This window comes from Rhodococcus wratislaviensis (assembly GCF_900455735.1).
Classification (GTDB): domain Bacteria; phylum Actinomycetota; class Actinomycetes; order Mycobacteriales; family Mycobacteriaceae; genus Rhodococcus_F; species Rhodococcus_F wratislaviensis.
Window position 1 is genome coordinate 265408 of sequence record NZ_UAUI01000026.1, and the last position, 24276, is coordinate 289683.

Here is a 24276-nt window from a genome sequence, read left to right on the forward strand (position 1 = left end):
CTCCTCAACCACTCACGGGCGGCGAAGCCGCCACAGCGTCTGCTCCTCGCCGATTCCCTTCAGCGCGGTCGTGAAGACGTCGCACCGGTAGTCCGATTCCGCCAGCAGCGACGCCACCTCCGGGTCGTCGTGAACGGCTCGGGACAGGACGATGTCGCCGCCCGCCGCACACCCCTGCACCCGCGCCGCCAAGTTGACGGTCGCGCCGAAGTAGTCGACCCGGCCGTCGTTGTCGATCATCACGGCGGGCCCCTGGTGCAGCCCGACTTTCAACGCCACCGAGTCGTCGGCACCGAGGTGCCCGCGACGGAAACCGTCCCAGCCGGACTGCATCGACGCCGCCGCCGACCAGGCCTCCCTCGCATCGGCGAACGTCGCCATCACCGCGTCACCCATCTGCTTCACGACACCGCCGTTCTCGCGCACCACGGCGTCACGCAGGTAGCGGAAATGGCTCTGCACGAACGCGAACGCCCGGACGTCCCCGATGCGCTCGTACAGGGCGGTCGAGCCGCTCAGATCCGTGAACAGCACCGCCAGGTTCGCGATCCCGATCTCGTCGCCGGGCGCCACCCCCTGATCCGGGAAGAGGTCCTGGAAACCGTCGAGCGACGTGACGAGCGCACCGGTCGCCGCGGCGTCCTTCCACCGCTCCCGCTCGACCACCACGAGCGCTTCGCCGGGGAGCCGGTTGGCGACCTCCAGACGGATCGCCCCGTCGGTGTCGGGAGAACCGTGCACGCGGAGTTCGCCGGGACCGCACTCGACCCGCAGCGTTCCACCGGCAGGGCCGACCTCGCAGTGCACCGGGGTGCCCACCTGATAGCACCGGAGGCGCAACCACCCCGGGTCGACGTCGAGCCGCTCGGAACGCTGCTCGCCCGGCTCGAGCCGCAGCTGAGCCACCGCCGACGGTGAATTCGCCGGACCACCGATGCAGTACCGGGCCCGCTCCGCCCGGCGGACGGCCGGGTTGACGTCGAAGCGGATCTCCACCGACCGTGCCAGGTCGGTGTCGAAGGCGATGTCGCACGTGTCGCAGTGGACGCGGCTCGCCAGCTGTCGAATGCGGCCGGCGTCCTCGCGGACGGTCCGGCAGACGGGGCAGAGCACGCTCCAGCTCAGGTCCAGCAGTCCGCAGTCCGCGGCGTGGAGGAAGACGTACAGCAACTGCATCCGATCGACACCCCAGCGGTCCGCCAGCTCGAACGGTCGCATGCCCGTCACCTCCAGGTCGGACGCGGTCCGCAGGTGGGATTCCAAGCGCTCGATCAGGTTCGGGGCATCGTGCGATCGGGACAGCTGTGCCGTGCGGAGTTCCAGCCGGCCGGCATCGAGTTGCTCCGGCGGTGGCAGCGCGGGCACGGCATGCGTCTGCGGGTCGCGGATGTGGAGTTCCAACGCGCGCGCGAGCGCCACCGTCTTCCGTATGCCAGTGCGCGCCAGCAGGGTTCGCGCCACGATCGCCCCGAACCAGGTCCGCGGGACGATCCGGGCGAACACCTCGACTTCGGTCTCGTCGGCGGCCGGGCGAAGCCGGACACCCGTGGAGACCTCCGCGAGCGGACCGCCGGAGAACCGACGGAGGACCTGGTAGAAGCGGCCCTCTATCCACTCGAACGGGAACTCCTCGTACCGCACCCGCCGCCCGTACGAACGAGTCTCCGCCGAATAATGCCCCTTGCGCCGGCGGTCCAGCATCGGAGCGAAGTGCACCGGTGACAGGTCGATGTTGCGGTTGAGCCGATCGGTATCGGCGAGGAACGACCACAGATCCTGCTTCGGCAGCCGGATCCGGGCCGTCCTGGACAGCAGCACGGCTTTCGCCATGCAAGAACTATAGGCCGCTGCGCGGCTCGTGAGTGGTTGACGAGTACAGAGACTCGTCAACCACTCACGGGGGCTACGCCCCTACGTCGTCGAGCGACTGGTCGCGGGTCTCGCGCATGACGAGCAGCGCGACGAACGTGAGCGCGGCGGCGATCAGCAGGTAGATGCCGACCCAGCCGACGCCGTACGACGTGGCGAGCCAGGTGGCGATGAACGGGGCCACGGCTGCGCCCAGGATGCTGGCGGTGTTGTAGGCGATCCCCGAACCCGTGTAGCGCACGTTGGTCGGGAACAACTCGGGCAGAACGGCACTCATCGGCCCGAAGGTCATGCCCATCAACAACATTCCGATGGCCAGGAATACGAGCATGCGAGCGTTGCCCATGCCTTCCTGGTTCAGCATCACACCGAACGTGAGCCCGAACACCATGATGAGCCCGGTGATGACGAGCAGCGTGACGCGGCGGCCGTAGCGGTCGGCCAGCCACCCCGACACGGGGACGGCTGCCGCGAAGAACAGGACCGCGATCAGCTGGAGGACCAGGAAGTCGGTGTAGTGGAAGCCGGCTCCCGTGCCGCCCTGGGCGGGGGTCTTGCCGGTGCCGTAGCTGAGCACCCAGGTGGTCATGATGTAGAAGAGCGTGTAGGTGGCGAGCATGACGAACGTGCCGATGATCAGCTGACGCCAGCTGGTTTTGAACACCTCGGCCAGCGGGGTCTTCACCTTCTCGCCCCGCGCCACGGCGCGGGCGAACACGGGCGTCTCCTCGAGCTTCAGCCGCACGTACAGACCGATCATCACCATGATCGCGCTGAGCAGGAACGGGATACGCCAGCCCCAGGTGAGGAACGCGCCGTCCAGGTCGGGGCTGCTGTTGTCGTGATCCAGGAACAGGGTGATGATCAGGAACAGGCCGTTGGCGAGGAAGAACCCGATGGGCGCGCCGAGCTGCGGCCACATGGCCGCCCAGGCCCGCTTGCCCTTCTGCGCGGTCTCGGTCGCGAGCAACGCCGCGCCACTCCACTCGCCGCCCAGTCCCAGACCCTGGCAGAAGCGCATCAACGCCAGCAGCGCGGGCGCGACGAGGCCGATCTGGTGGTACGTCGGCAGCAGGCCGATCACGAACGTGGCGATTCCCATGGTGAGGAGTGAGCCGACGAGCGTCGTCTTGCGTCCGATGCGGTCGCCGAAGTGGCCGAACAGGATCGAGCCGAGTGGCCGGGCGACGAAGGCGAGACCGAACGTGGCCAGGGAGGCCAGCAGGGCGGTGGTGCCGTTTCCCTTGGGGAAGAACAGGTGCGGGAACACCGACACCGCGGCGGTGGCATAGATGTAGAAGTCGTAGAACTCGATGGATGTCCCCACCATGCTCGCGACGACGATCCTGCTTCTGGGTACGCCGGCGACGGTGGCCCCGCCGTCCGGTTCTGGCTTCGACGTATCGACGGCACTGCTCACTCGACTTACTCCTACACGATGCTATTTCAACTATTGGGACGAGAGTCCATTCCTTAGGAATTGAACACCTCGTGTCTTTCGATTGGCAAATTGGATAAGCTCTTCTCGGTGCGCCGGGAAGTCTGGTCGGCAGAGCATTTGCCGTACCCGGACCACATCGAAAGCGAGCGACCCCGGTGACCCAGCCCCTCCGCTCCGAACTCTCCCGCTACCTCCGCACCGAGACGGTCGGCGGTTCGATCCTGCTCGTCGCCGCGGCGATCGCCCTCGTGTGGGCGAACTCCCCGGTCTCGGATTCGTACTTCGCACTGCGCGACTGGCCGATCGGCCCGGAGGCGCTCCACCTGAACCTGACGGTCGGGACGTGGGCGCAGGACGGGTTGCTGGCGGTCTTCTTCTTCGTCGCCGGCCTCGAACTGAAGCGGGAAATGGTGGTGGGCGAACTCGCCGACCGCAAACGTGCCCTGCTCCCGATCATCGCGGCCTGCGGCGGTGTGGTGGTGCCCGCGATCATCGCCGCGACGATCGGCGCCGGCACACCCGGCATGGACCGGGGCTGGGCGATCCCGGTCGCCACCGACATCGCATTCGCACTGGGTGTGCTGGCGCTGACCGGGTCTCGCATCCCTGCGAGCGCCCGGGTGTTCCTGCTCAGCCTGGCAGTCGTCGACGACCTTCTCGCGATCGTGCTCATCGCGGTTCTGTTCACCAGCTCGATCGCCCTGCTGTGGCTGCTGGGCGCCGCCGTGTGCCTGGCCGTCTACGCGTTCGCCCAGCATCGGCGCATCACCACCCCACTGCTCTACGTTCCACTCGCACTGCTCACCTGGTACTGCATGCACGACGCCGGAATCCACGCCACACTGGCCGGTGTCGCGCTCGGCCTCCTCACCCGGGTCCGGCGCGACCCCGGCGAGAGAGAATCCCCGGGCGCCCGCCTCGAGCACCGCATCCAGCCACTGTCGGCGGGCGTCTGCGTCCCGCTGTTCGCCTTGTTCGCGTCCGGCGTGGCCCTGAGCAGCGAGCTCCTCGGGCAGCTGTTCACCAACCCCATCTCTCAGTCCGTGATCGCGGGGCTCCTCGTCGGCAAGACCGTCGGCATCTTCGGCATCTCCTGGCTCGCGATCCGACTGGGTATCGCGAAGAAACCGCGAGCACTGGGGTTCCGGGACATGTTTGCCCTCTCAGTGCTCGGTGCGATCGGGTTCACCGTTAGCCTTCTCGTAGCGGATCTCGCGCTTGCGGGAATCGGTGACGGCAGCGAGGCCGAAATAGCTAAGGTCGCGGTGCTCGTGACATCGTTGACAGCGTCGCTGATCGGATCAGCGTTACTGTGGCGACGCGGTCGGGCCCATGCGGCCCGGAAGGATGACTCGGAAGTGCAAGAGCTACCTGGAGGGGTCGACAAGTGAGCATCACTCACGGCAAGGGAGACAGCCCGCGATACACGGGAGACGGGGTGCCGAACACGGTGTCGTCGATCCCGCTCACGGACGTGGACGCTCAGACACCCGGCGAGGCGAGCCTCGGCACGCTGGTCAAGCATGCGACCGCGCAGGTGTCCACCCTGGTCCGCGCCGAGGTCGAGCTCGCGAAGGCCGAGGTCACCGGTGAGGTCAAGAAGGGCCTGCAGGGCAGCCTGTTCTTCATCCTCGCGTTCACCGTGTTGCTGTTCAGCTCGTTTTTCTTCTTCTTCTTCCTCGCCGAACTCCTCGACGTGTGGATCGCCCGCTGGCTGGCATTCCTGATCGTCTTCCTGATCATGGTCGTGGTGACGGCGCTTCTCGCCCTGCTCGGTTATCTGCGGGTACGCAAGCTCCGTGCACCGGAGAAGACCATCGACTCCCTGAAGCAGGCCAAGACGGTGCTCCCGACGTCGTACTCGGATGCGGAAGCCCATCTCGCATCGTCCAGCGGACGTCACGCGCGGTAACTCGCCTGTGGCACCACCCGATCCGTCTACCGTCCGTTTCGACGGCCCCTGGATTCATCGCGACATCCATGCCAACGGAATCCGCTTCCACACCGTCGAGGTCGGCGCATCCGCACCGGATGCGCCGCTCGTCGTCCTGCTGCACGGATTCGCGGACTTCTGGTGGTCGTGGCGCCACCAGCTGACCGCGCTGTCCGCGGAGGGGTATCGGGCCGTCGCCGTCGACCTCCGCGGCTACGGGGATTCCGACAAACCGCCGCGCGGCTACGACGGGTGGACGCTGGCCGGCGACATCGCCGGCCTCATCCGGGCCATGGGATACGGCGAGGCCACGCTCGTCGGGCACGCCGACGGTGGCCTCGTCTGCTGGGCCACGGCCGTGCTCCACGCCCGCCTCGTCCGGTCGATCGCACTGGTCAGCTCGCCGCATCCCCTCGCGCTCAAGCAGGCCGTCCTCCGCGACCGCTACCAGCGCAAGGCGCTGCTGCCGTCGTTCGTCTCCTGCCAGGTGCCGTGGCGTCCCGAACGTCGTCTCACCCGCGACAACGGGTCGGAGGTCGAGCGGTTGATCCGCGCACGCTCCGGCCCTGCCTGGACGGAGAACCCGGAGTTCGACGTCGTGATGTCACGGATGCGCTCGGCGATTCAGATTCCCGGGACCGCACATTGCACGCTGGAGTACCAGCGGTGGGCGTTCCGCAGCCAGTTCCGCCCGGACGGCAGCCGTTTCATGGCGTCGATGGATCAGACGCTGCGGATCCCGGTGCTGCACCTCCACGGCGACCTCGACCCCTACGTGCTCGCGGACACCGTGCGCCGCAGCCACCGCTTCGCGCCCACCCAGCAGATGCAGACGGTCCCCGGTGTCGGCCACTACGCGCACTGGGAAGCCCCCGAACGCGTCAACGCCGCCCTGCTGGACCTCGTCGCACCCCGCACGGTCTGACCGACCGTCAGAGGATGCACGCCCCGGTGTCCACGGCGGCGGACGCCCCGGACGCAGCCTGCAGCTGACGCGACACCTCCGCGGCGGTGAGCACGAACCCGGTGTCGCTGTTGTCGACGGCGGCGCCGAAGACCACACCGAGCACCCGGCCGTCACTGTCGACGAGCGGCCCGCCCGAGTTGCCCTGCCGGATGGAACCGCGGACCGTGTACACCTCACGCTGGACCGTTCCTGCCCGGTAGATGTCGGGACCGCTGAGGTCCAGAATCTCCCGGACACGCGCGGCGCTGGCCGTGTACGGCCCGCCGCCCGGGTAGCCGAGCACCAGGGCGCTGTCGCCGGTCTGGGCCGGCTCCGGCGCGAAGTTCAGCACGGGGGCGTCCAGTCCCGGCACCTCGAGCACCGCGACGTCGGCGGACGGGTCGAACAGCACGACCTCCGCGTCCATCGGTCCATTCGCGGTGTCGACGACGATGCCCGCCGTCCCCGCGACCACGTGGGCGTTGGTCATCACCCGGTCGGGGGCCACGACGAAACCGGACCCCTCGAGCGCCCGCTGGCAACTCGGGGCCACACCCCGGATCCGCAGCACGCTCGATTGCAGCGAGGACGCAACGGGGCTCTCCAGGACGCTGGCGTCCGGCGGGTCGACGGTCGTAATGGGGGTGCGCCCGAACGGCCCGATGACGTCGGGAAGCCCGGACGTGTCGAGCAGGGCGGTGAACTCGGTGGGCAGTTGCCGCATCCAGGCGGGCGCGATGTTGTCGACCGTTTCGAGGACGCTCGACCCGCGCACCGCCGCCGCCAGCTGAGGCTGGGACGAGGACGTGAGCGGGATCGCGAGCAGCCACGCGGCGACGAACACCGCGACAGCCTGCACACAGGCGCCGATCACGCTGTCGACGGACCGCGCGACCGGACTGTGCATGCTGCCCCGCGCGGCCCGGCCGAGGACCATGCCCGCGACCTCGCCGACGATGACCAGCACCACGATCAGGGCGATGCCGACCAGCACGCGACCGCGGCCCTCGTCGACGTGCACCAGCACGTGCGGGGCGATCAGGATGCCCGCCACCGCACCGAGCACGACCCCGATGAAGGCGAGCACCGACGCCACCGCACCCTGCCGCCAGCCGGACGTCGCGGCGACGAAGGCGATCAGCACGATCGCCAGGTCGATCCAGTGCGAGCCGGTCACCGCTCGGCCGCCGGCCGGTTGTGACCGTGGGTCAGATGCTCGTCGTCCAGATCGTTGTCGAGTTCGGCGAGGACGGTGTCGAGGTCGCGGATGTCGTGCCGGTCCCACTCCTGTTCCCAGCCGGAGACCGCGAACAGCGCGGCCAGGATGCCTGCCGTGAAACCCCACACGAGCATGCCGTCGGCGGCGAACGCGGGCCCCTGGTATCCGGCCCGGTGACGCACCTGAAACCGGTTCCGCGGATCGATCAGGGTGTGCACGGGAACCCGGGCGACACGTTCGGCCTCCGCGGGATCGACCACGCCGACCGCGCTGGGCTTCTCCCAGTACGCGAGGACGGGAGTGACGTCGAATCCGGACGGCGGGATGAAGATCTCCTCGAGCACGGCGAGCGGGCGGACACCGGACGGGTCGAGTCCCGTCTCCTCCTGGGCCTCCCGCAGCGCGGTGGCGATGGGTCCCTCGTCGCCGGGATCGCTGGCGCCACCAGGGAACGCCACCTGGCCACTGTGCTGACGCATCGTGGACGCACGCTGGGTGAGCAGGATGTCGGCGTCGGCGGGCAGACCGCCCGACATCAGCGGGTCCGCCGCGGCGGGGCCGCCGAACAACACGAGCACCGCCGCCTCACGGGTGGTCGCGCCGCGGGGCGCGCGCCGATCGAGGACGGGATTGATCCTGTGCGGGTCGGCCGGGGTCCGGTGCACGACCCGGCGCAGCCAGGGCGGAACGGCGACGCCGTCCACGGAATTCGTCATGCCGCCACCCCCAGGTTCTGTTCGACGGCGTCCGCGATCTCGTCGACGCTGCGGAACGGCTGCGGCAGAACCTTCGCCACTGTGCCGTCGGGCCGGATCAGCACCGAGACGGGCAGGACAGGCGGGGCTCCGACCGCGGCGCGGACACGACCGTCGCCGTCCTGCACACCGGGAAGGGTGACGGAGTAGTCGATGAGCCGGGACAGCGCGCTGGACTCGTTGGGATCGGTGTGCACCGTAAGCACGGTAACCGCGTCACCCGCACGATCCGAAAACTGCTGCATATAGGGCAGCTCCTCGGCGCAGGGGCCGCACCAGTAGGCCCACAGGTTCAGCAGCGCCGGTTTACCACCGAGCGCGGCGGCCAGATCCACCTGGCTGCCGTCGCCCACGCATTCCAGTGTGATGCCGGACAGGACCGAACCCGGCGAAGGATCGGACGTGGCCGCCGAGGCCGGGCACGATGCCAGGCCCGCCTGCGTCCTCAGTGCCGCGAGCGCGTCGGGATCGGCGCTCACCGCTGTCGGGGTTCGACCACCCGAACCGAACCGGTCCTGGTACGACGGCGCCTCCGCGTCGTCACCCCGCGGCCAGATCGCGACGACGAGAGCCACCACGACCACGAGGGCGGCCAGACTCCACCGCGCTGCGCTAGACACTCGTATCTACCCTCACCTGCCGGCCAGACGCAGCAGATGCTCCGTCTCCGGTCCACGAACCAGTTCGGCGGCGACGTCGGGGTCGATCGGGCCGAGCCCGTACGACGGACAGTCCTTGGCGAGCACGCACACCCCGCAGGCGGGTTTGCGGGCGTGGCAGACGCGCCTGCCGTGGAAGATCACCCGGTGCGAGAGCAGGGTCCACTCCTTGCGCTCGATCAGGGCGCCGATCGCGTGCTCGACCTTGACCGGGTCTTCCTCCTCGGTCCACTTCCAGCGTCGGACGAGCCTCCCGAAGTGGGTGTCGACGGTGATCCCCGGCACATCGAACGCGTTGCCGAGGATCACGTTGGCCGTCTTCCGGCCGATCCCCGGCAGCGTCACGAGGTCCTTCAGGTTGGCGGGGACCTCGCCGTCGAAGCGTTCGAGCAGAGCCTGCCCGAGCCCGATCAGAGAGTTCGTCTTGTTGCGGTAGAAACCGGTGGACCGGATGTACTCCTCGAGTTCGGTGCGTTCGGCCTCCGCGTACGCCTTGGCGTCGGGATAGCGGGCGAACAGCGCCGGCGTCACCATGTTCACCCGCACGTCAGTGCACTGCGCGGAGAGGATGGTCGCGACGGCGAGGTCGAGTGGGGTGGTGAAGTCGAGCTCGCAGTAGACGTGGGGGAAGGCCTCTGCAAGCTTGCGGTTCATTCTCCGGGCGCGCCGGACGAGTCCGAGCCGGGTTTCGTCCTGCTTCGCGGCCCGCGAACGGGTGCGTCCACGCACTTCGGAGCCGTCGCTGGGGGTCGCATGCACGGGATCAACTCTACGGATACCCGACCGATCCGAATCGCCGCTGTGTCGCTTCTGAGACATTTGCAGTGTTTACTTCCCGGTATGCAAGGTCTCGCTGTGGTCCTCTTCCCAGTGCTGCTGATGCTGTTTGCGCTGGCAATGGAGCGGGTGGAGTTCAGACTCCGCCGGCTCACGGTTCGTCAGCAAGAGGTGGAAGAGTTCCTCGACCAGGCAAGTCACGACGAAGTGGCCACCCTGGCCCACGAAGGTTTCCCCCACGCATTGGCACGCTTCCATCGACGTCGCAAGGGTCGGTCGGGCTTCGAAGCCGACGACGCCGCCGTCACCGAAGTGGGCTCGCGGCGCGCCAGCTGAGCGCTGGGCAGCCCCCGAATCAGCACACCGCAGGACGCATCCCCCGGTTAACTTTTGCGACTTCCGTGGTATCGGTCACTCAGACCGAGCCGTCTCAACGTAGACTTCAGAGCCGTACCTGTTGCACAGCGACACGCCGCGGATCACCGGGGCACCGTCGACATGCAGCAAATCGCGCACAATATGCATACAGACGAACAATATTCCCAAGGAGCGCACGTGGACGACGTCCTGGCAAGAGCCGGCATCTTCCAAGGAGTCGAGCCCTCAGCGGTAGCGGCGCTGACCAAGCAGCTGCAGCCTGTCGACTTCCCCCGCGGACATGTCATCTTCAACGAAGGTGAGCCCGGTGACCGCCTGTACATCATCGTTTCGGGCAAGGTGAAGATCGGCCGCCGCTCGCCGGACGGCCGTGAGAACCTGCTGACGATCATGGGCCCGTCCGACATGTTCGGTGAGCTGTCCATCTTCGACCCGGGTCCTCGTACGTCCACCGCCACGACCGTCACCGAGGTCCGCGCGGTCAGCATGGACCGCGAAGCGCTCAAGGCATGGATCGACCACCGCCCCGAGATCGCCGAACAGCTCCTGCGGGTGCTCGCGCGCCGTCTGCGTCGTACCAACAACAACCTGGCCGACCTCATCTTCACGGACGTTCCCGGTCGTGTCGCCAAGGCCCTGCTGCAGCTCGCGCAGCGGTTCGGCACCCAGGAGGCGGGTTCCCTGCGTGTCACCCACGACCTCACGCAGGAAGAGATCGCCCAGCTCGTCGGCGCTTCCCGTGAGACCGTCAACAAGGCGCTCGCCGACTTCGCCCACCGCGGATGGCTGCGCCTCGAAGGCAAGAGCGTGCTGATCTCCGACTCCGAGCGCCTGGCACGTCGCGCGCGGTAGTCCCCCGCACCTACGACTGCGGCCACCCCCTCACACCGAGGGGGTGGCCGCAGTCGTTTCAGTGACTAGTCGAGGCTGCGCAGGTAGGCGAGCTGCACATTGACGGACTTCTCCGCCACCGGCCACAACTTCGGGTCGACGTCGGAGTAGACGTGCTCGACCACCTCGCGGACGCTGGGGGTGCCGCCGAGCGCGCCGAGCGCGGCCCGCACCTGGTCGAGTCGCTCCTCGCGATGATCGAGGTACTGCTGCGCGACGACGTTCAGTTCGGGCAGTTCGGGTCCGTGGCCGGGCATCACCCGGTGTCCGGCCCCGAGGTCCAGCAGGCGGCGCAGCGATGACAGGTAGTCGCCGAGGTCGCCGTCCGTGTCGTCGAGCACCGTGGTGCCGCGGCCGAGGATCGTGTCGCCGGTGAGGACGGTGCCCTCACCTTCCACGGTGAAGGACACCGAATCCTTCGTGTGCCCGGGCGTGGCGATAACCGTGAGGGTGAGCCCCGCGACGTCGATGGTCTCGCCGTCCACGAGGGTGTCGCCGCCGCCGCGGAGGAATTCGGGGTCCACCGAACGCACGGGCGCGCCGGTGAGTTCGAAGAACCGCTGCACTCCCCCGGTGTGGTCGAAATGACGGTGCGTGATCAGCGTCAGTGCGACCGGTCCGAGTGCCGCGACGCGGGCGAGATGCTCCTCGTCGGCGTCACCCGGGTCGATCACCACACACTCGTCCCGGCCCGGCGCACGCAGAATCCACGTGTTGGTTCCGTCGAGCGTCATCATGCCGGGATTGTTCTCGAGCATCACCGAGACGATCGGGGTGACCTCCCGCACCTGGGCGTAGGCCGGATGGGCAAGTGTCATGGCACTACGACTCCGGCTGCACTTCGGCGATCAGCTCCACCTCGACGGGGGCGCCGAGCGGCAATTCCGCGACGCCGACAGCCGACCGCGCGTGGGCACCCGCGTCACCGAACACCTCGCCGAGGAATTCGGAAGCGCCGTTCACAACGCCGGGCTGACCGGTGAATCCCTCGGCGGACGCGACGAATCCGACGACCTTCACGATCCGCACCACCGAGTCGATGCCGACGAGCGCGTCGATCGCCGCGAGCGCATTGAGTGCGCAGGCCCGGGCCGCGGCCTTGGCGTCTTCGTCCGACACGCCGGCGCCGAGCTTGCCCGCGATCGTCAGGTTGCCCTCGACGATCGGCAGCTGCCCCGACGTGTAGACGTAGTTGCCGGTGCGCACGGCGGGCACGTAGGCGGCCACCGGCGGGACGACGGACGGCAGCGTGATGCCGAGCTCGGCGAGGCGGGCGGTCCAGTTCTGTGTCTCTGCCACGGCCGTCAGCCCTTCGGACGCTTCAGGTACGCGACGTGCTGCTCACCGGTGGGTCCGGGCAGAACCGTCACCAGTTCCCAGCCGTCGGTGCCCCACTGGTCGAGGATCTGCTTGGTCGCATGTGTGAGCAGCGGAACGGTGGCGTACTCCCAGGAAGTCAATTCACTCATGCCGGTGAGCCTATCCCCCGCACATCCCGGCTCCCAGACTTATAGGCTCGACCCGTGGTTGCATCCCCAGACCAGCTCACCCCGACGTGGCCCGAGAAGGCTGCGCGGGCCCGGCTGCACTTCGTCTCCGGAAAGGGCGGCACCGGAAAGTCCACGGTGGCCGCCGCGTTGGCTCTCGCGCTGGCCGAGGGCGGGCGTCGCGTGCTGCTCGTGGAAGTCGAGGGCCGGCAGGGGATCGCCCAGCTCTTCGACGTGCCCCCGCTGCCGCCGCAGGAGACGAAAGTCGCGGCCGCCGAGGGTGGCGGGGAGGTCATGGCGCTGGCCATCGACATCGAGACCGCGTTCCTCGAATACCTCGAGATGTTCTACAACCTCGGCTTCGCCGGCCGCGCGATGCGCAAGTTCGGCGCCATCGAGTTCGCCACCACCATCGCACCGGGGCTTCGGGACGTGCTGCTGACCGGCAAGATCAAGGAATGCGTGGTGCGCACCGACAAGTCCGGGAAGCGGGCGTACGACGCCGTCGTCGTGGATGCCCCGCCGACCGGGCGGATCGGCAACTTCCTCGACGTGACGAAGGCGATGGCGGACCTCGCGAAGGGCGGGCCGGTGCGCTCGCAGAGTGAGGGCGTCGTGCGCCTGCTGCATTCCGACGAGACCGTCGTCCACCTCGTGACGCTGCTCGAGGCGCTTCCGGTGCAGGAGACCACCGACGCCGCAGAGGAACTGGCCCGCGCCGATCTGCGGCTGGGCACCATCGTCGTCAACCGCACCAGCCCGCAGTTCCTGCCCGCCGAGACGCTGGCCGACGCCGCGAAGGGCCGCATCGACGCCGAGGCCATCCGCGCCGGGCTGCAGAAGAGCGGGATCACCCTCGACGACGAGGATTTCGCCGGGTTGCTCACCGAGACGATCGAACACGCATCCGTGCTCGAGGCGCAGGAGGAGAGCGCCGGAGCCCTCAGCGAAGTGGACGGGGCGCGACTGCATCTGCCGTCCCTCGCCGACGGTGTCGACCTGGGCGGGCTGTACGAACTCGCCGAATATCTGACGGAACAGGGTGTCCGATGACCCAGACAACTGAACACGAGCGTCGCCGCACCGCCTCCGCTCTTGATGTCGCGGGGATTCTGCAGAACAAGGCCACGCGGATCGTGGTGTGCTGTGGCGCCGGTGGCGTCGGCAAGACCACCACGGCAGCATCGCTGGCACTGCGTGCGGCGGAGCAGGGGCGGAAAGTGGTCGTGCTGACCATCGACCCCGCACGCCGGCTCGCGCAGGCGCTCGGCGTCGCGGAACTCGACAACTCGCCGCAACCCGTGCAGCTCGGACCGGACGCGACGGGCGAACTGCACGCCATGATGCTCAACATGCGTCGCACGTTCGACGAGATGGTGATCGAGCACTCCACACCCGAGAAGGCGGAGCAGATTCTCGCGAACCCCTTCTATCAGACCGTCGCCACCTCGTTTTCGGGAACGCAGGAGTACATGGCGATGGAGAAGCTGGGGCAGCTCGCCTCCAGCGACAAATGGGACCTGGTGATCGTCGACACCCCGCCGTCCCGCAACGCCCTGGACTTCCTCGACGCACCCCAGCGTCTGGGCGCTTTCCTCGACGGTCGCATGATCCGGTTGCTCACCGCGCCGGGTCGCGGTCTCACCCGGCTCGTCACCGGCGCGATGGGCCTGGCGCTGCGCGGCGTCTCCACCATCGTGGGTAGTCAGATGCTGTCGGACGCCTCGAGTTTCGTGCAGTCCCTGGACTCGATGTTCGGCGGATTCCGGGAAAGAGCCACGCGTACTTACGAATTGCTCCGGCAGCCGGGCACGAAGTTTCTGGTGATCGCGGCAGCGGAGCCGGATGCACTGCGGGAGGCGGCGTTCTTCGTCGACCGGCTCGCAGGCGACGAGATGCCGCTCGCGGGCCTCGTCCTGAATCGGACGCACCCCACTCTCAGTTCCCTGTCGGCCGATCACGCGGTCACTGCCGCCGACCAACTCGGGGACCAAGACCCCCTCACCGCCGCTGTGCTGCGGATCCACGCCCATCGGGCGGTGATCGCCAAGCGTGAGGTCCAACTACTGAGCCGGTTCACGGCCGCCCACCCTCGGGTGCCGATCGTCGGCGTGCCCTCGCTGCCGTTCGAGGTGTCGGACCTCGAGGCCTTGAGAGCGGTAGGTGACCAGCTCACCCGCACGAGCTGATCAGCTCGCTGCCGGAGAACCGGTCACCCGCCTGTGGCCTGTCTGCGAATCAGATACCGAACGTCAGACAGCGGACTGGTGCTGCCGCTGAGCTTCGAAGAAATCGGACCATGATTCCACCTCGGGGTGCTGCTTGAGCAACGCCCGGCGCTGACGTTCCGTCATGCCACCCCACACGCCGAACTCGACACGATTGTCGAGAGCATCGGCTCCGCACTGCATCAATACCGGGCAATGCCGGCAAATGGTTGCGGCCTTGCGCTGTGCTGCGCCGCGTACAAAGAGTTGATCGGGATCGACTTCCCGGCAACGAGCCTGGGTGACCCAGGCGATTCGCGCTTCTGCTTGCTCGACGTCCAGACGGCTGGTTGGGGTGGTCATGTGCATTCGTTTCCCCTCTTCGAGTCTGCACACCCCAGCACCTAGCACGCCGAGGCTGCACCACATAAGCGATGGGGTGTTATCTCCATCACACTGTTCCAACAATTTAGGTAAAGAAACCGCAACGCGCAAGACGAAGAACACGCTTTTTTGGTACGCCCGTCCATACCCCGTGCTCAGGGCTTTTTCCTGGCCGAATTCTGCGCCCAACCAGCGCACCCACAGACCCCACGTACTCTGTAGATCGTGTCGATTGCAAAAACAGTGGGGAAGCTCGCAGGATCCTCCGCCTTGGCAGGAGTGCTCCTCGCCGGCGTGATGTTTCCGCTCGCCGGAGGGTTCGGTTACGCCTCCAACAGGGCGGCTGACACCGTCGACAACGTCTCGGCCGAACTGGTCGAAGGAACCGTTCCCGCGGTCTCGACGATGGTCGACTCGGCGGGCAACCCCATCGCGTGGCTGTACGACCAGCGCCGCTTCGAAGTGCCCAGCGACAAGATCTCGAACGAGATGAAGCTCGCCATCGTCTCCGTCGAGGACCGCCGCTTCCCGGAGCACAAGGGCGTCGACTGGCAGGGCACGATGCGCGCCTTCCTGACCAACACCACGAGCGGTGAGGTGCAGCAGGGCGCGTCCACCCTCGACCAGCAGTATGTGAAGAACTACCAGCTGCTCGTCGTGGCCAAGACCGACGCCGAACGCCGGGCCGCGATCGAGACGACGCCCGCCCGCAAGATCCGCGAGATCCGGATGGCGCTGACACTCGACAAGGAACTCACCAAGGACGAGATTCTCACCCGCTACCTCAACCTGGTTCCGTTCGGCAACGCCTCGTTCGGCATCCAGGACGCCGCACAGACCTACTTCGGCATCGACGCGTCCGAACTGAACACGCAGCAGTCCGCGATGCTCGCGGGCATGGTGCAGTCGAGTTCGGCGCTGAACCCGTACACGAACCCCGAGGGCGTCCTCGAACGACGCAACGTGGTTCTCGACACGATGATCTCGAACATTCCCGAGCGCGCCGCCGAACTCCGGCAGCTCAAGGAGACGCCCCTCGGTGTGCTCCCCGAGCCCAACCGGCTGCCCCGCGGGTGCATCGCCGCCGGTGACCGCGGCTTCTTCTGCGACTACGCCCTGCAGTATCTGGCCAACGCCGGCATCAGCCGCGAGCAGATCGACAAGGGCGGCTACCTGATCAAGACGACGCTCGACCCCGCGGTCCAGGCGTCGACCAAGGCGGCGCTCAGCTCGAACGCCAGCCCGGAACTCGACGGCATCGCGAACGTCATGAACGTGGTCCAGCCCGGCCAGGATTCGCACCGGATCCTCGCGATGGGCAGCAGCCGCACCTACGGCCTCGACGCGAACGCCAACGAAACCGTGCAGGCCCAGCCGTACTCACTGGCCGGTCACGGCGCCGGGTCGATCTTCAAGATCTTCACGACGGCCGCCGCCATGGAGAAGGGCCTCGGCACGAACGCCATCCTGGACGTGCCCGGGCGGTTCGAGGCCCGGGGCATGGGTAGTGGTGGTGCGCGCGGTTGCCCCGCGGCCACGTACTGCGTCGAGAACGCTGGCAAATACCCGGCGGCACTGTCGGTGACGGACGCGCTGGCACAGTCGCCCAACACCGCGTTCGTCAAGCTGATCCAGGCGACCGGCGTCGCCCCCACCGTCGACATGGCGGTGCGGCTGGGTCTGCGCTCGTACGCCCAGCCCGGCACGTCGGGATTCGACGACCGCAGCATGGCGGACTTCCAGAAGGATCAGAACCTGGGTTCGTTCACTCTCGGCCCCACGTGGATCAATCCGCTGGAACTGTCGAATGTCGCGGCGACACTCGCCTCGCACGGCAAGTGGTGCCCGCCCACTCCCATCGATTCGGTCTTCGACCGTGAGGGCAAGCCCGTCTCGGTCACCCAGCAGGCCTGCGAGCAGGTGGTCGAACCCGGCCTCGCCGACACCCTCACCAACGCCATGAGCAAGGACGACAAGCCCGGCGGCACGTCCGCCGGAGCGGCGGGCAGCGTCGGCTGGACACTCCCGATGGCGGGCAAGACGGGTACCACGGAGTCCCACATGTCCTCGGGCTTCCTCGGGTTCACCAACAACTTCGCCGCCGCCGTCTACGTGTTCGGTGACTCGCCGACGCCGGGTGAAATCTGCTCGGCCCCGCTGCGGCCGTGTGGTGACGGAAACCTGTTCGGCGGAAACGAACCGGCGCGCACCTGGTATGCGGCGATGAATCCGATCGCCAACAACTTCGGGCCGACGACGCTGCCGCCGGTCGACCAGAAGTACGCGCGGGGTTCACAGAACGGTCAGGTTCCGGACGTGACCGGGCTGAGCCAGTCGGCCGCGACGTCCCGTCTGCAGGGCGCGGGGTTCACCGTGAACGCGGTCACCACCGAGTCGCAGGCGGCCAAGGGGACGGTCACGAGCGCATCGCCGTCCGGTTCGGCCATTCCGGGGTCGACCATCACGATCTACGTCAGCGACGGATCGGTGAAGGCCGCTCCCCCGCAGGCGCCGGCTCAAGGGATCCCGGTTCCGCCCATCCAGCTGCCCGGCCTGCCGCCGATCCAGCTGCCGCCCATACCGCGGTAACCCCAGGTGAGTGGGAAAGTGTGTCGACGCACGCTTTCCCACTCACGTCGGGGGTCAGAGGCGGGACTTCACCGCGTGCGAGAGCCGCGAACCGTCGGCCTTGCCGCCCGCGAGTGCACCGGCGGCCTTCATGACCTGACCCATCTGGCGCATGCCGGGACGCTCACCGATTTCCTCGGCCACCTGAGCGATCGCGGTGTCCACGACGTCGACCAGTTCGGCGTCGGTCAGCGGCGTCGGGAGGTACTCGTCGATGATCTGCGCCTCGGCCCGCTCCTGCGCTGCCAGCTCACCTCGACCGTTCTCGGTGTAGATCTCGGCGGACTCGCCGCGCTTCTTCGACTCCTTCGCGAGGACCTTCAGCACCTCGTCGTCGGTGAGTTCGCGGGCTTCCTTGCCGGAGACCTCCTCGGTCTGCACGGCGGCCATCAGCATGCGGATGGTGGCGGTGCGCAGCGAATCCTTGGCCTTCATGGCGGCCGTCATGTCGGAGCGCAGTCTTGCTTTCAGTGAATCTGGCATGGGCGAAACGCTACGCGCCCCGATTCGTCCACTGCATCTCGATTGCGCTCATCAGTATCCTGGAAGAGTGTCTGACGAGTTCCGTGCCAACCTGACCCGCGCCGCCCTGGGTACGGCGGGTGCCGCCGCCCTCGGCATCGGCTACGCCTCGCTCATCGAGCGCAATGCATTCGCGCTGCGTGAGGTCACGATGCCGGTACTCGAACCCGGGTCGTCGACGCTCCGTGTGCTGCACATCAGCGACCTGCACATGATGCCCGGACAGCGGCTGAAACAGAACTGGCTGCGGGAACTGGACAACCTCGACCCCGACCTCGTCGTGAACACCGGCGACAACCTGTCGCATCAGCGGGCGGTGCCCGCAGTGGTCCAGGCGCTGGGGAATCTGCTCGCCCGCCCCGGACTGTTCGTCTTCGGCAGCAACGACTACTTCGCGCCCAAGCCGAAGAACCCGCTCAAGTACTTCCGCAAGGAACACAAGCGCGTCCTCGGCGAGCCGCTGCCGTGGGGCGACCTCCGGGCCGCGTTCACCGAGCGCGGCTGGTTCGACGTCACGCACGTCCGCCGCGACCTCGAGGTGTCGGGTGTCCGGATCGCGTCGGCGGGTGTCGACGATCCGCACCTCAAGCGCGACCGGTACGACACCATCGCCGGTCCGCCCAATCCGCTGGCCGATCTCCGGCTGGGCATCACCCACTCGCCCGAGCCGCGGGTGCTCGACCGGTTCGCGGACGACGGTTACGACCTCGTGCTGGCGGGCCACACGCACGGCGGTCAGCTGTGCCTGCCGTTCTACGGCGCGCTGGTCACCAATTGCGACATCGACCGTTCGCGGGTGAAGGGTCCGTCCAAGTGGGGCGCGCACACCCAGCTGCACGTGTCCGCGGGAATCGGGACGTCGCCGTGGGCGCCCGCCCGCTTCTGCTGCCGCCCCGAGGCGACGCTCCTCACGTTGGTTCCGGCTCAGCGCGGCGGCTCGGACGCCGACGCCGACCGGGGTCGCACCGAGTCGTCGGAGAGCACCGTTATACGGAACTGACCAGGGGATTTAATGGTGACTGGTTGCGTAATGTAAGCTAGCCGAGGTTCAACACGGGGTGTGGCGCAGCTTGGTAGCGCGCTTCGTTCGGGACGAAGAGGTCGTGGGTTCAAATCCCGCCACCCCGACAGTGTGAGACACCGAGAAGAGGCCTTGACCGGTTCGCCGGCCAGGGCCTCTTCTGCATGGTGGAGGCGTTGTCGGGGTTCACAGACCCCGCGAGCGCCCGGCCGAAACCTCAGGCTAGCCTCACCTCATGTCTTCGAGGCTCTACGTACGCGCCGGGCTGGTCGCCCTGGCCACCGTCTTTCTCGCCGCCTGCGGCACCACCGACACCGGATCGTCCGCCGGCAACGCCGACGTCGCCACCGGCGGCAGGCAGTTCGCCACGGCGGACGCCGAGACCGCCAAGCTCGGCACCGACGCCGAACCAGGCGTCTTCCCCCGGACCATCACCCACGCCCTCGGCGAGACCGTCATCGAGAAGAAGCCCGAACGGGTGATCGTCCTCGACGGCGGTGAGCTGGACGACGTGCTCTCCCTGGGAATCACGCCCGTCGGACTGGCCAGCCCCGAGAGCGCCGCCGGTCAGCCGTCCTACCTCGCCGACAAGCTGGCCGGGGTGCCGGACGTCGGGACCACCAACAATCTGAATCTCGAGGCGATCTCCGCGCTGCAGCCCGATCTGATCCTGGGCAGCAAGCTGCGCGCCGACAAGCTGTACCCGCAGCTGTCGTCCATTGCTCCGACCGTGTTCGGCATCCGCCCCGGTTTCCCGTGGAAGGAGAACTTCCTGCTGGTCGCGGACGCGCTCGGTGAGGAGACCAAGGCGGAGGACGTCCTCAACGCCTACCAGACCCGCGCCGACGAGGTCCGCGAGTCCATCACGGGCGAGCCGACGATCTCGCTGGTCCGGTTCATGTCCGGCAAGATCCGCCTGTACGGCAACCTGTCGTTCATCGGCGTCATCCTGAAGGACGTCGGCCTTCCGCGTCCGACGGTGCAGAACGTCGACGAACTGGCCGTCGAGGTGAGCCAGGAAACGATCGGGGAGGCGAATGCCGACCGGATCTTCTACTCCAGCTACGGCGCGCCCGAGACCACCGACGAGTCGACTGTGGTCGGCGGCCCGCTGTGGAATCAGATGCAGGCGGTGAAGGACGGCAAGGCCGTGCACGTCAGCGACGAGACCTGGTTCCTCGCGCTGGGACCCACCGGGGCGATGATCGTCCTCGACGAACTCGAGAACATGCTCGCGGCCTGAGTCACTGCGGGGCAGGCATGAACGCGTCGTAGATTGCCTGCGGCGCACCGTCGATGGCCCAGATGACCATGAGTCCGACGGCCACCGTGAGGGCGGGCCCGAGCACGACCTTCTCGAAGGGCCCGCCCGCCCGGATGGACAGGAACGACGGGAGCCGGAACTCCCACCACCGTTCCTTGCCGAGTGTGAGGAACGGAGCCAGGAAGGGGACGCCTTCCTTGGTGATGGCGTCCCCGAGGCAGTGGGTGGCGCAGCCCAGCGCCACCGCCACTCCGAGTCCGGTGGAACCGGCCTCCGTGGGATACGACTGCCAGGTGAGCGCGGACAGCACCGCGGCGACCGCCGAAACCGCCAGCCAGCCTTTTTCTTTGGCCAGCTCCCCGGCCAGCCCGCGGAGCGCGAGCCCGAGGCAGACGAACAGTGTCGCGATGATGGCCGGCTTGCCGAACTGGACGACCAGCGCGGACACCCCGGCCCCGATACCGGCGGCGAACAGGGCCGTGTGGGTGAGCGTCCGGTGCCCGCCGCGCCGCTTGCCGTCGCGTTTGCCCTTTGTGACGGTGTAGAAACCCAGCGACACCGCATCGACGCCCTTCGCGACGACGCTGCTGACCGGCCCGAACGAGCGTGAGACCGTGGACTGGCTCGTGTCCAGGTCCGGGAGAAGCGCCGCTCCGGCGCACACCGCCGCGAACGTGAAGGTCTCGGCGGTCGAGGTGGGCCCACCCCAGTCGAGGGGCAGCAGATCTGCCACCGCCAGACCTACAGCCGCACCGGACATTGCATGGGTGGGACCCATCACCATGGAAGACAGCACCTTTCGACCCCGACTCGGGACACGGTCATCCGAGCCGGTGTCCTGACACCGCCCAACCTAGCAACAACATCCGACACACCCGTCACACACCTGTGAGTACTTCTTAACCGCGGGCGGTTAAGAAGTACTCACGGGCGCGAAGCGCAGTGGCGTCCGTCCCCGCTGAAGGTGGATGATGGAAGTGCGCTGCGTGCAGTCGGGCGGAGGAGGGTCGTCGTGGAAACTGTGATCGTGTTCGTTCTCGCCGTGCTGCTCTATTGGTGGGGCCTGCTCTGAGCCTGCCCCACCAACGACATCAGTTCCGGCTCTGCCCTTCCCGGACACCGATTTCCACTCGCTTGCCCAGGTCGGGGTCGACGCTCTTCCAGTAGTCGAAGACCCGCAGCAGAACCGGTTCGCTGACGCCGCCGAGTGCGTGGCCGACGATGTTGTTCACCAGGCGGTCGCGTTCGTCGTCGCTCAGGACCTCTCGGACGAGCGTGCCCGCCTGCGTGAAATCGCCGTCCTCGGCGTGCTCGATGTAGCCGGCTCGCACCGACTCGCCGTCGAACGCCCACAGACCTTCGTCACCCGCGAGCGACGCGTCGGCGTGGGGGCCGCCGTAGGAGTTCGGCGCGTACACCGGGGTCTCGGGCGAATTGGTGGCGTACCGCATCGCACCGTCCTGCGAGTACGAGTTCACCTGATTCTTCGGCGCGTTGACCGGCAGCTGCGCGTAGTTGGCGCCGATGCGGTACCGGTGCGCGTCCGCGTACGAGAAGACCCGTCCCAGCAGCATCTTGTCGGGCGAGAAGCCGATTCCCGGAACGACATTCGACGGCTCGAACGAGGCCTGCTCGATCTGCGCGAAGAAGTTGTCGGGGTTCCGGTTGAGGGTCCACTTGCCGACCTCGATCAACGGGTAGTCCTTCTGCGACCACACCTTGGTGAGGTCGAACGGGTTGAATCGGTAGCCCTCTGCCTCGTCGACGGGCATGACCTGGACCTTCAGCGTCCAGCTGGGGAACTCGCCGCGGGCGATCGTGTCGTACAGGTCGGCGCGGTGATGATCGGGGTCGTTGCCGGCGAGGGTGTCGGCCTCGTCCTGAGTGAGGAACTCGATGCCCTGATCGGTCTTGAAGTGGTACTTGACCCAGAACCGTTCGCCGTCGGCGTTGACCCACTGGTACGTGTGCGAGCCGAAACCGTCCATGTGACGCCAGGTCTTCGGGATTCCGCGGTCACCCATCAGCCAGGTCACCTGGTGGGCGGACTCGGGCCGCAGCGTCCAGAAGTCCCACTGCATGTTGTGGTCGCGCAGACCGGACCCCGGCAGCCGCTTCTGCGAGTGGATGAAGTCGGGGAACTTGATCGGGTCCTTGATGAAGAAGACGGGTGTGTTGTTGCCGACGAGGTCGTAGTTGCCGTCCTCGGTGTAGAATTTCACGGCGAATCCGCGCGGGTCGCGCCAGGTGTCGGGGCTGCCCTGCTCGCCCGCGACGGTGGAGAAGCGCACCAGCGACTCGGTCTTCGCGCCGGGCTGGAACAGTGTGGCCTTCGTGTAGCGGCTCACGTCGTGGGTGACGACCAGTTCGCCGAACGCACCGCCGCCCTTGGCGTGGACGACGCGCTCTGGAACGCGCTCGCGGTTGAAGTGGGCGAGCTTCTCGATCAGGTAGTGGTCGTGGAGCAGGATGGGGCCCTGCGTGCCCGCGGTGAGGGATTCGTTGTCGCTGACGACGGGAATTCCGAAGTTGTTGGTGGTGGCGCGCTGTGTTTCAGGCATGGCAAAGCCTCCAGGTTGCATCGGGTGAGGGTGTAGCGGTGGGGACGGACGGGTCAGGACAGGGCTGCTGCCGACCCGGTTCCGCTCTGCGCGCCGGTCTGGCACTGCGAGCAGAGCCCCCAGAAGACGACCTCGGCCTCGTCGATCTCGAAACCGTGGGCCTGCGAAGGGTCGAGGCACGGAGCCTCACCGACGGCGCAGTCCACGTCCACGACGGTCCCGCAGCTGCGGCACACGAGGTGGTGGTGGTTGTCTCCGGTACGGGTTTCGAACCGTGCGGGCGATCCCGCGGGCTCGATACGTCTGAGCAGGCCGGCGGCGGTGCACGCCTTGAGGACGTCGTATACCGCCTGGGTGGAGACCGATCCCAGCTCTTCACGAACTACGGCCGCAATGTCGTCGACGTCGGAATGCGGCCGCACGGCAACCGCATTCAACACTGCAACGCGTGGTGCAGTGACACGCAGGCCCACCCCGCGCAGCTGCGCTTTGGGATCCGTGTCGTGTCGCATGTGTTCCAGTATCGCGCCTTTTTGGAATTAGTCAAGAAAAGGACGTGTCGGAAATTCTTGACATGTCGGAAATCTCCGACATAAAGTCGCGGCGTGCCCGACGACGACGTCTTCATCGCCCTCTCGAACCCCGTGCGACGGCGCCTGCTGGAAATCCTGGTGGACGGACCCCTCACCGCCGGGGACCTCGCCGGCCGGTTCGACCTCACCCGACCCGCGGTGGCGGAGCACCTGCAGGTGCTGCGCCGGGCCGGTCTCGTCCGCGACGAACCGTCCGGACGGCAACGGCACTACCACCTGACCGCCGAGCCGCTCGCCGACGTCGGCGACTGGCTGCACCCGTTCGAGCGGTTCTGGCGTGGCCGCTTGCGCACACTCGCCGACTTCCTCGAGGAGGACTCGTGACCGACCGCACCACCACCAAGATCTCCGTCGACCAGTTCATCGCCGCGCCGCCCGCCAAGGTGTGGCGCGCCCTCACCGAGCCGGAACTGCTCGCCCGCTGGTGGGCCGCGGGTGACATCGCCGCCACGGTCGGGCATCGGTTCCATCTCGACATGCCCGGCTGGGGCGCCGTTCCCTGCGAAGTGGTCGAGGTCCAGCCGGAACGGCGCTTCGTCTACACGTTCACCGAGAACTGGACGCTGGTCTGGCGCCTGGCTCCCGAGGGTGCGGGCACCCGCCTGTTCCTCGAGCATTCGGGCTTCGACCTCGACGACAAGCGCAGCCGCGACGCGTTCGAGCGGATGGGTCCAGGCTGGCGCGACACCGTGCTGCCACGTCTCGCCGGCGCGGTCGCGGAAATCGGATAGCGACCTGTCT

At 67.6% G+C, this 24276-nt stretch carries 26 protein-coding genes and 1 tRNA gene; 13 read left to right on the forward strand and 14 right to left on the reverse strand.

Annotation, left to right across the window (positions count from 1 at the left end):
• Positions 1-12: 12 nt before the first annotated feature.
• Together DTA22_RS31735 and DTA22_RS31740 are read right to left on the reverse strand one after the other, a co-directional pair.
• The gene (locus DTA22_RS31735) at positions 13-1830 is read right to left on the reverse strand and encodes an adenylate/guanylate cyclase domain-containing protein (protein ID WP_112302071.1); all 1818 of its coding nucleotides are present in this window, start codon (positions 1828-1830) and stop codon (positions 13-15) included.
• A gap of 73 nt (positions 1831-1903) precedes the next feature.
• Positions 1904-3289 carry an MFS transporter gene (locus DTA22_RS31740; RefSeq protein WP_037228923.1) on the reverse strand — a complete coding sequence of 462 codons (1386 nt, stop codon included), beginning with the start codon at positions 3287-3289 and terminating at the stop codon, positions 1904-1906.
• A gap of 176 nt (positions 3290-3465) precedes the next feature.
• Here DTA22_RS31740 and nhaA point away from each other — a divergent pair, with 176 nt between their 5' ends.
• From nhaA to DTA22_RS31755, 3 genes are read left to right on the forward strand one after another with little or no spacing between them, the layout of a single operon-like run.
• Entirely contained in the window at positions 3466-4701 is a 1236-nt protein-coding gene (gene nhaA / locus DTA22_RS31745) for a Na+/H+ antiporter NhaA (RefSeq protein ID WP_037228926.1), read from the forward strand.
• A complete protein-coding gene (locus DTA22_RS31750; protein WP_037228928.1) occupies positions 4698-5222 on the forward strand; it encodes a phage holin family protein in 525 nt (174 codons plus the stop codon). Before nhaA ends, DTA22_RS31750 begins: the two co-directional genes overlap by 4 nt.
• A 7-nt stretch (positions 5223-5229) precedes the next feature.
• On the forward strand, positions 5230-6168 hold the full coding sequence (locus DTA22_RS31755; RefSeq protein ID WP_037228931.1) for an alpha/beta fold hydrolase: 939 nt from the start codon (positions 5230-5232) through the stop codon (positions 6166-6168).
• A 7-nt stretch (positions 6169-6175) separates the two neighbouring features.
• Here the strand turns inward: DTA22_RS31755 and marP are convergent, their stop codons facing one another.
• From marP to nth, 4 genes are read right to left on the reverse strand one after another with little or no spacing between them, the layout of a single operon-like run.
• Positions 6176-7366 carry an acid resistance serine protease MarP gene (gene marP, locus DTA22_RS31760; protein ID WP_037228933.1) on the reverse strand — a complete coding sequence of 397 codons (1191 nt, stop codon included), beginning with the start codon at positions 7364-7366 and terminating at the stop codon, positions 6176-6178.
• Positions 7363-8124, reverse strand: a complete 762-nt coding sequence (locus DTA22_RS31765) for an NUDIX hydrolase (RefSeq protein WP_112302072.1) — start codon at positions 8122-8124, stop codon at positions 7363-7365. The genes marP and DTA22_RS31765 overlap by 4 nt, the downstream gene beginning before the upstream one ends.
• Complete coding sequence (locus tag DTA22_RS31770) at positions 8121-8783, reverse strand: TlpA family protein disulfide reductase (RefSeq protein ID WP_112302073.1); 663 nt, start codon at positions 8781-8783, stop codon at positions 8121-8123. Before DTA22_RS31770 ends, DTA22_RS31765 begins: the two co-directional genes overlap by 4 nt.
• 12 nt (positions 8784-8795) lie before the next feature.
• Positions 8796-9641 carry an endonuclease III gene (gene nth / locus DTA22_RS31775; protein WP_112302074.1) on the reverse strand — a complete coding sequence of 282 codons (846 nt, stop codon included), beginning with the start codon at positions 9639-9641 and terminating at the stop codon, positions 8796-8798.
• Between the two features lie 21 nt (positions 9642-9662).
• On the opposite strand from nth, the gene DTA22_RS31780 reads away from it, so the two are divergent.
• Together DTA22_RS31780 and DTA22_RS31785 are read left to right on the forward strand one after the other, a co-directional pair.
• Positions 9663-9935 (forward strand): hypothetical protein, encoded by a 273-nt coding sequence (locus DTA22_RS31780; RefSeq protein WP_037229304.1) that lies wholly within the window; start codon positions 9663-9665, stop codon positions 9933-9935.
• Between the two features lie 219 nt (positions 9936-10154).
• Positions 10155-10829: a Crp/Fnr family transcriptional regulator gene (locus tag DTA22_RS31785; protein ID WP_005256089.1), complete on the forward strand. Its 675-nt coding sequence runs from the start codon at positions 10155-10157 to the stop codon at positions 10827-10829.
• A 65-nt stretch (positions 10830-10894) separates the two neighbouring features.
• Here the strand turns inward: DTA22_RS31785 and DTA22_RS31790 are convergent, their stop codons facing one another.
• From DTA22_RS31790 to DTA22_RS31800, 3 genes are read right to left on the reverse strand one after another with little or no spacing between them, the layout of a single operon-like run.
• A complete protein-coding gene (locus tag DTA22_RS31790; RefSeq protein ID WP_112302075.1) occupies positions 10895-11686 on the reverse strand; it encodes an MBL fold metallo-hydrolase in 792 nt (263 codons plus the stop codon).
• Positions 11687-11690: 4 nt separating this feature from the next.
• Positions 11691-12167 carry a RidA family protein gene (locus DTA22_RS31795; RefSeq protein WP_112302076.1) on the reverse strand — a complete coding sequence of 159 codons (477 nt, stop codon included), beginning with the start codon at positions 12165-12167 and terminating at the stop codon, positions 11691-11693.
• A gap of 5 nt (positions 12168-12172) precedes the next feature.
• Entirely contained in the window at positions 12173-12337 is a 165-nt protein-coding gene (locus DTA22_RS31800) for a DUF4177 domain-containing protein (RefSeq protein WP_005248493.1), read from the reverse strand.
• 54 nt (positions 12338-12391) lie between these two features.
• Here DTA22_RS31800 and DTA22_RS31805 point away from each other — a divergent pair, with 54 nt between their 5' ends.
• Positions 12392-13408 (forward strand): ArsA-related P-loop ATPase, encoded by a 1017-nt coding sequence (locus tag DTA22_RS31805; protein WP_037228947.1) that lies wholly within the window; start codon positions 12392-12394, stop codon positions 13406-13408.
• Positions 13405-14544, forward strand: coding sequence for an ArsA family ATPase (locus tag DTA22_RS31810; protein ID WP_037228950.1), 1140 nt, complete (start codon positions 13405-13407; stop codon positions 14542-14544). Before DTA22_RS31805 ends, DTA22_RS31810 begins: the two co-directional genes overlap by 4 nt.
• 63 nt (positions 14545-14607) lie before the next feature.
• Here the strand turns inward: DTA22_RS31810 and DTA22_RS31815 are convergent, their stop codons facing one another.
• Positions 14608-14931 (reverse strand): WhiB family transcriptional regulator, encoded by a 324-nt coding sequence (locus DTA22_RS31815; protein ID WP_005248496.1) that lies wholly within the window; start codon positions 14929-14931, stop codon positions 14608-14610.
• 258 nt (positions 14932-15189) lie between these two features.
• Between DTA22_RS31815 and DTA22_RS31820 the strand changes: the two genes are divergently transcribed.
• Positions 15190-17535, forward strand: coding sequence for a penicillin-binding protein (locus tag DTA22_RS31820; protein WP_037228954.1), 2346 nt, complete (start codon positions 15190-15192; stop codon positions 17533-17535).
• Between the two features lie 54 nt (positions 17536-17589).
• On the opposite strand, the gene DTA22_RS31825 is transcribed toward DTA22_RS31820, so the two are convergent.
• On the reverse strand, positions 17590-18057 hold the full coding sequence (locus tag DTA22_RS31825) for a GatB/YqeY domain-containing protein (protein WP_005248498.1): 468 nt from the start codon (positions 18055-18057) through the stop codon (positions 17590-17592).
• Positions 18058-18124: 67 nt separating this feature from the next.
• Here DTA22_RS31825 and DTA22_RS31830 point away from each other — a divergent pair, with 67 nt between their 5' ends.
• From DTA22_RS31830 to DTA22_RS31840, 3 genes are all read left to right on the forward strand, one after another.
• Positions 18125-19096 (forward strand): metallophosphoesterase, encoded by a 972-nt coding sequence (locus DTA22_RS31830; protein WP_037228956.1) that lies wholly within the window; start codon positions 18125-18127, stop codon positions 19094-19096.
• 54 nt (positions 19097-19150) lie between these two features.
• A tRNA-Pro gene (locus DTA22_RS31835) sits at positions 19151-19224 on the forward strand.
• Positions 19225-19352: 128 nt separating this feature from the next.
• Positions 19353-20360 (forward strand): ABC transporter substrate-binding protein, encoded by a 1008-nt coding sequence (locus tag DTA22_RS31840; protein WP_037228958.1) that lies wholly within the window; start codon positions 19353-19355, stop codon positions 20358-20360.
• 1 nt (position 20361) lies between these two features.
• On the opposite strand, the gene DTA22_RS31845 is transcribed toward DTA22_RS31840, so the two are convergent.
• The 3 genes from DTA22_RS31845 to DTA22_RS31855 form a co-directional block, all read right to left on the reverse strand.
• Positions 20362-21165, reverse strand: coding sequence for a metal-dependent hydrolase (locus DTA22_RS31845; protein ID WP_037228961.1), 804 nt, complete (start codon positions 21163-21165; stop codon positions 20362-20364).
• Between the two features lie 307 nt (positions 21166-21472).
• A complete protein-coding gene (locus DTA22_RS31850) occupies positions 21473-22942 on the reverse strand; it encodes a catalase (protein WP_112302077.1) in 1470 nt (489 codons plus the stop codon).
• Positions 22943-22995: 53 nt separating this feature from the next.
• On the reverse strand, positions 22996-23454 hold the full coding sequence (locus DTA22_RS31855; RefSeq protein ID WP_005248503.1) for a Fur family transcriptional regulator: 459 nt from the start codon (positions 23452-23454) through the stop codon (positions 22996-22998).
• Positions 23455-23547: 93 nt separating this feature from the next.
• Between DTA22_RS31855 and DTA22_RS31860 the strand changes: the two genes are divergently transcribed.
• Together DTA22_RS31860 and DTA22_RS31865 are read left to right on the forward strand one after the other, a co-directional pair.
• Positions 23548-23859 carry an ArsR/SmtB family transcription factor gene (locus DTA22_RS31860; protein ID WP_112302078.1) on the forward strand — a complete coding sequence of 104 codons (312 nt, stop codon included), beginning with the start codon at positions 23548-23550 and terminating at the stop codon, positions 23857-23859.
• Entirely contained in the window at positions 23856-24266 is a 411-nt protein-coding gene (locus DTA22_RS31865; RefSeq protein ID WP_112302079.1) for an SRPBCC family protein, read from the forward strand. Before DTA22_RS31860 ends, DTA22_RS31865 begins: the two co-directional genes overlap by 4 nt.
• The last annotated feature ends 10 nt before the right edge of the window (positions 24267-24276 follow it).

What these genes read in the sequence shown, in the direction of transcription:
- DTA22_RS31855 (WP_005248503.1), bottom strand. Translation starts at nt 23,454, where the DNA reads ATGCGACACGACACGGATCCCAAAGCGCAGCTGCGCGGGGTGGGCCTG.
- DTA22_RS31790 (WP_112302075.1), bottom strand. Translation starts at nt 11,686, where the DNA reads ATGACACTTGCCCATCCGGCCTACGCCCAGGTGCGGGAGGTCACCCCG.
- DTA22_RS31810 (WP_037228950.1), top strand. Translation starts at nt 13,405, where the DNA reads ATGACCCAGACAACTGAACACGAGCGTCGCCGCACCGCCTCCGCTCTT.
- DTA22_RS31850 (WP_112302077.1), bottom strand. Translation starts at nt 22,942, where the DNA reads ATGCCTGAAACACAGCGCGCCACCACCAACAACTTCGGAATTCCCGTC.
- DTA22_RS31845 (WP_037228961.1), bottom strand. Translation starts at nt 21,165, where the DNA reads ATGGTGATGGGTCCCACCCATGCAATGTCCGGTGCGGCTGTAGGTCTG.
- DTA22_RS31765 (WP_112302072.1), bottom strand. Translation starts at nt 8,124, where the DNA reads ATGACGAATTCCGTGGACGGCGTCGCCGTTCCGCCCTGGCTGCGCCGG.
- DTA22_RS31780 (WP_037229304.1), top strand. Translation starts at nt 9,663, where the DNA reads ATGCAAGGTCTCGCTGTGGTCCTCTTCCCAGTGCTGCTGATGCTGTTT.
- DTA22_RS31840 (WP_037228958.1), top strand. Translation starts at nt 19,353, where the DNA reads ATGTCTTCGAGGCTCTACGTACGCGCCGGGCTGGTCGCCCTGGCCACC.
- DTA22_RS31825 (WP_005248498.1), bottom strand. Translation starts at nt 18,057, where the DNA reads ATGCCAGATTCACTGAAAGCAAGACTGCGCTCCGACATGACGGCCGCC.
- DTA22_RS31815 (WP_005248496.1), bottom strand. Translation starts at nt 14,931, where the DNA reads ATGCACATGACCACCCCAACCAGCCGTCTGGACGTCGAGCAAGCAGAA.
- DTA22_RS31735 (WP_112302071.1), bottom strand. Translation starts at nt 1,830, where the DNA reads ATGGCGAAAGCCGTGCTGCTGTCCAGGACGGCCCGGATCCGGCTGCCG.
- DTA22_RS31800 (WP_005248493.1), bottom strand. Translation starts at nt 12,337, where the DNA reads ATGAGTGAATTGACTTCCTGGGAGTACGCCACCGTTCCGCTGCTCACA.
- nth (WP_112302074.1), bottom strand. Translation starts at nt 9,641, where the DNA reads ATGTCTCAGAAGCGACACAGCGGCGATTCGGATCGGTCGGGTATCCGT.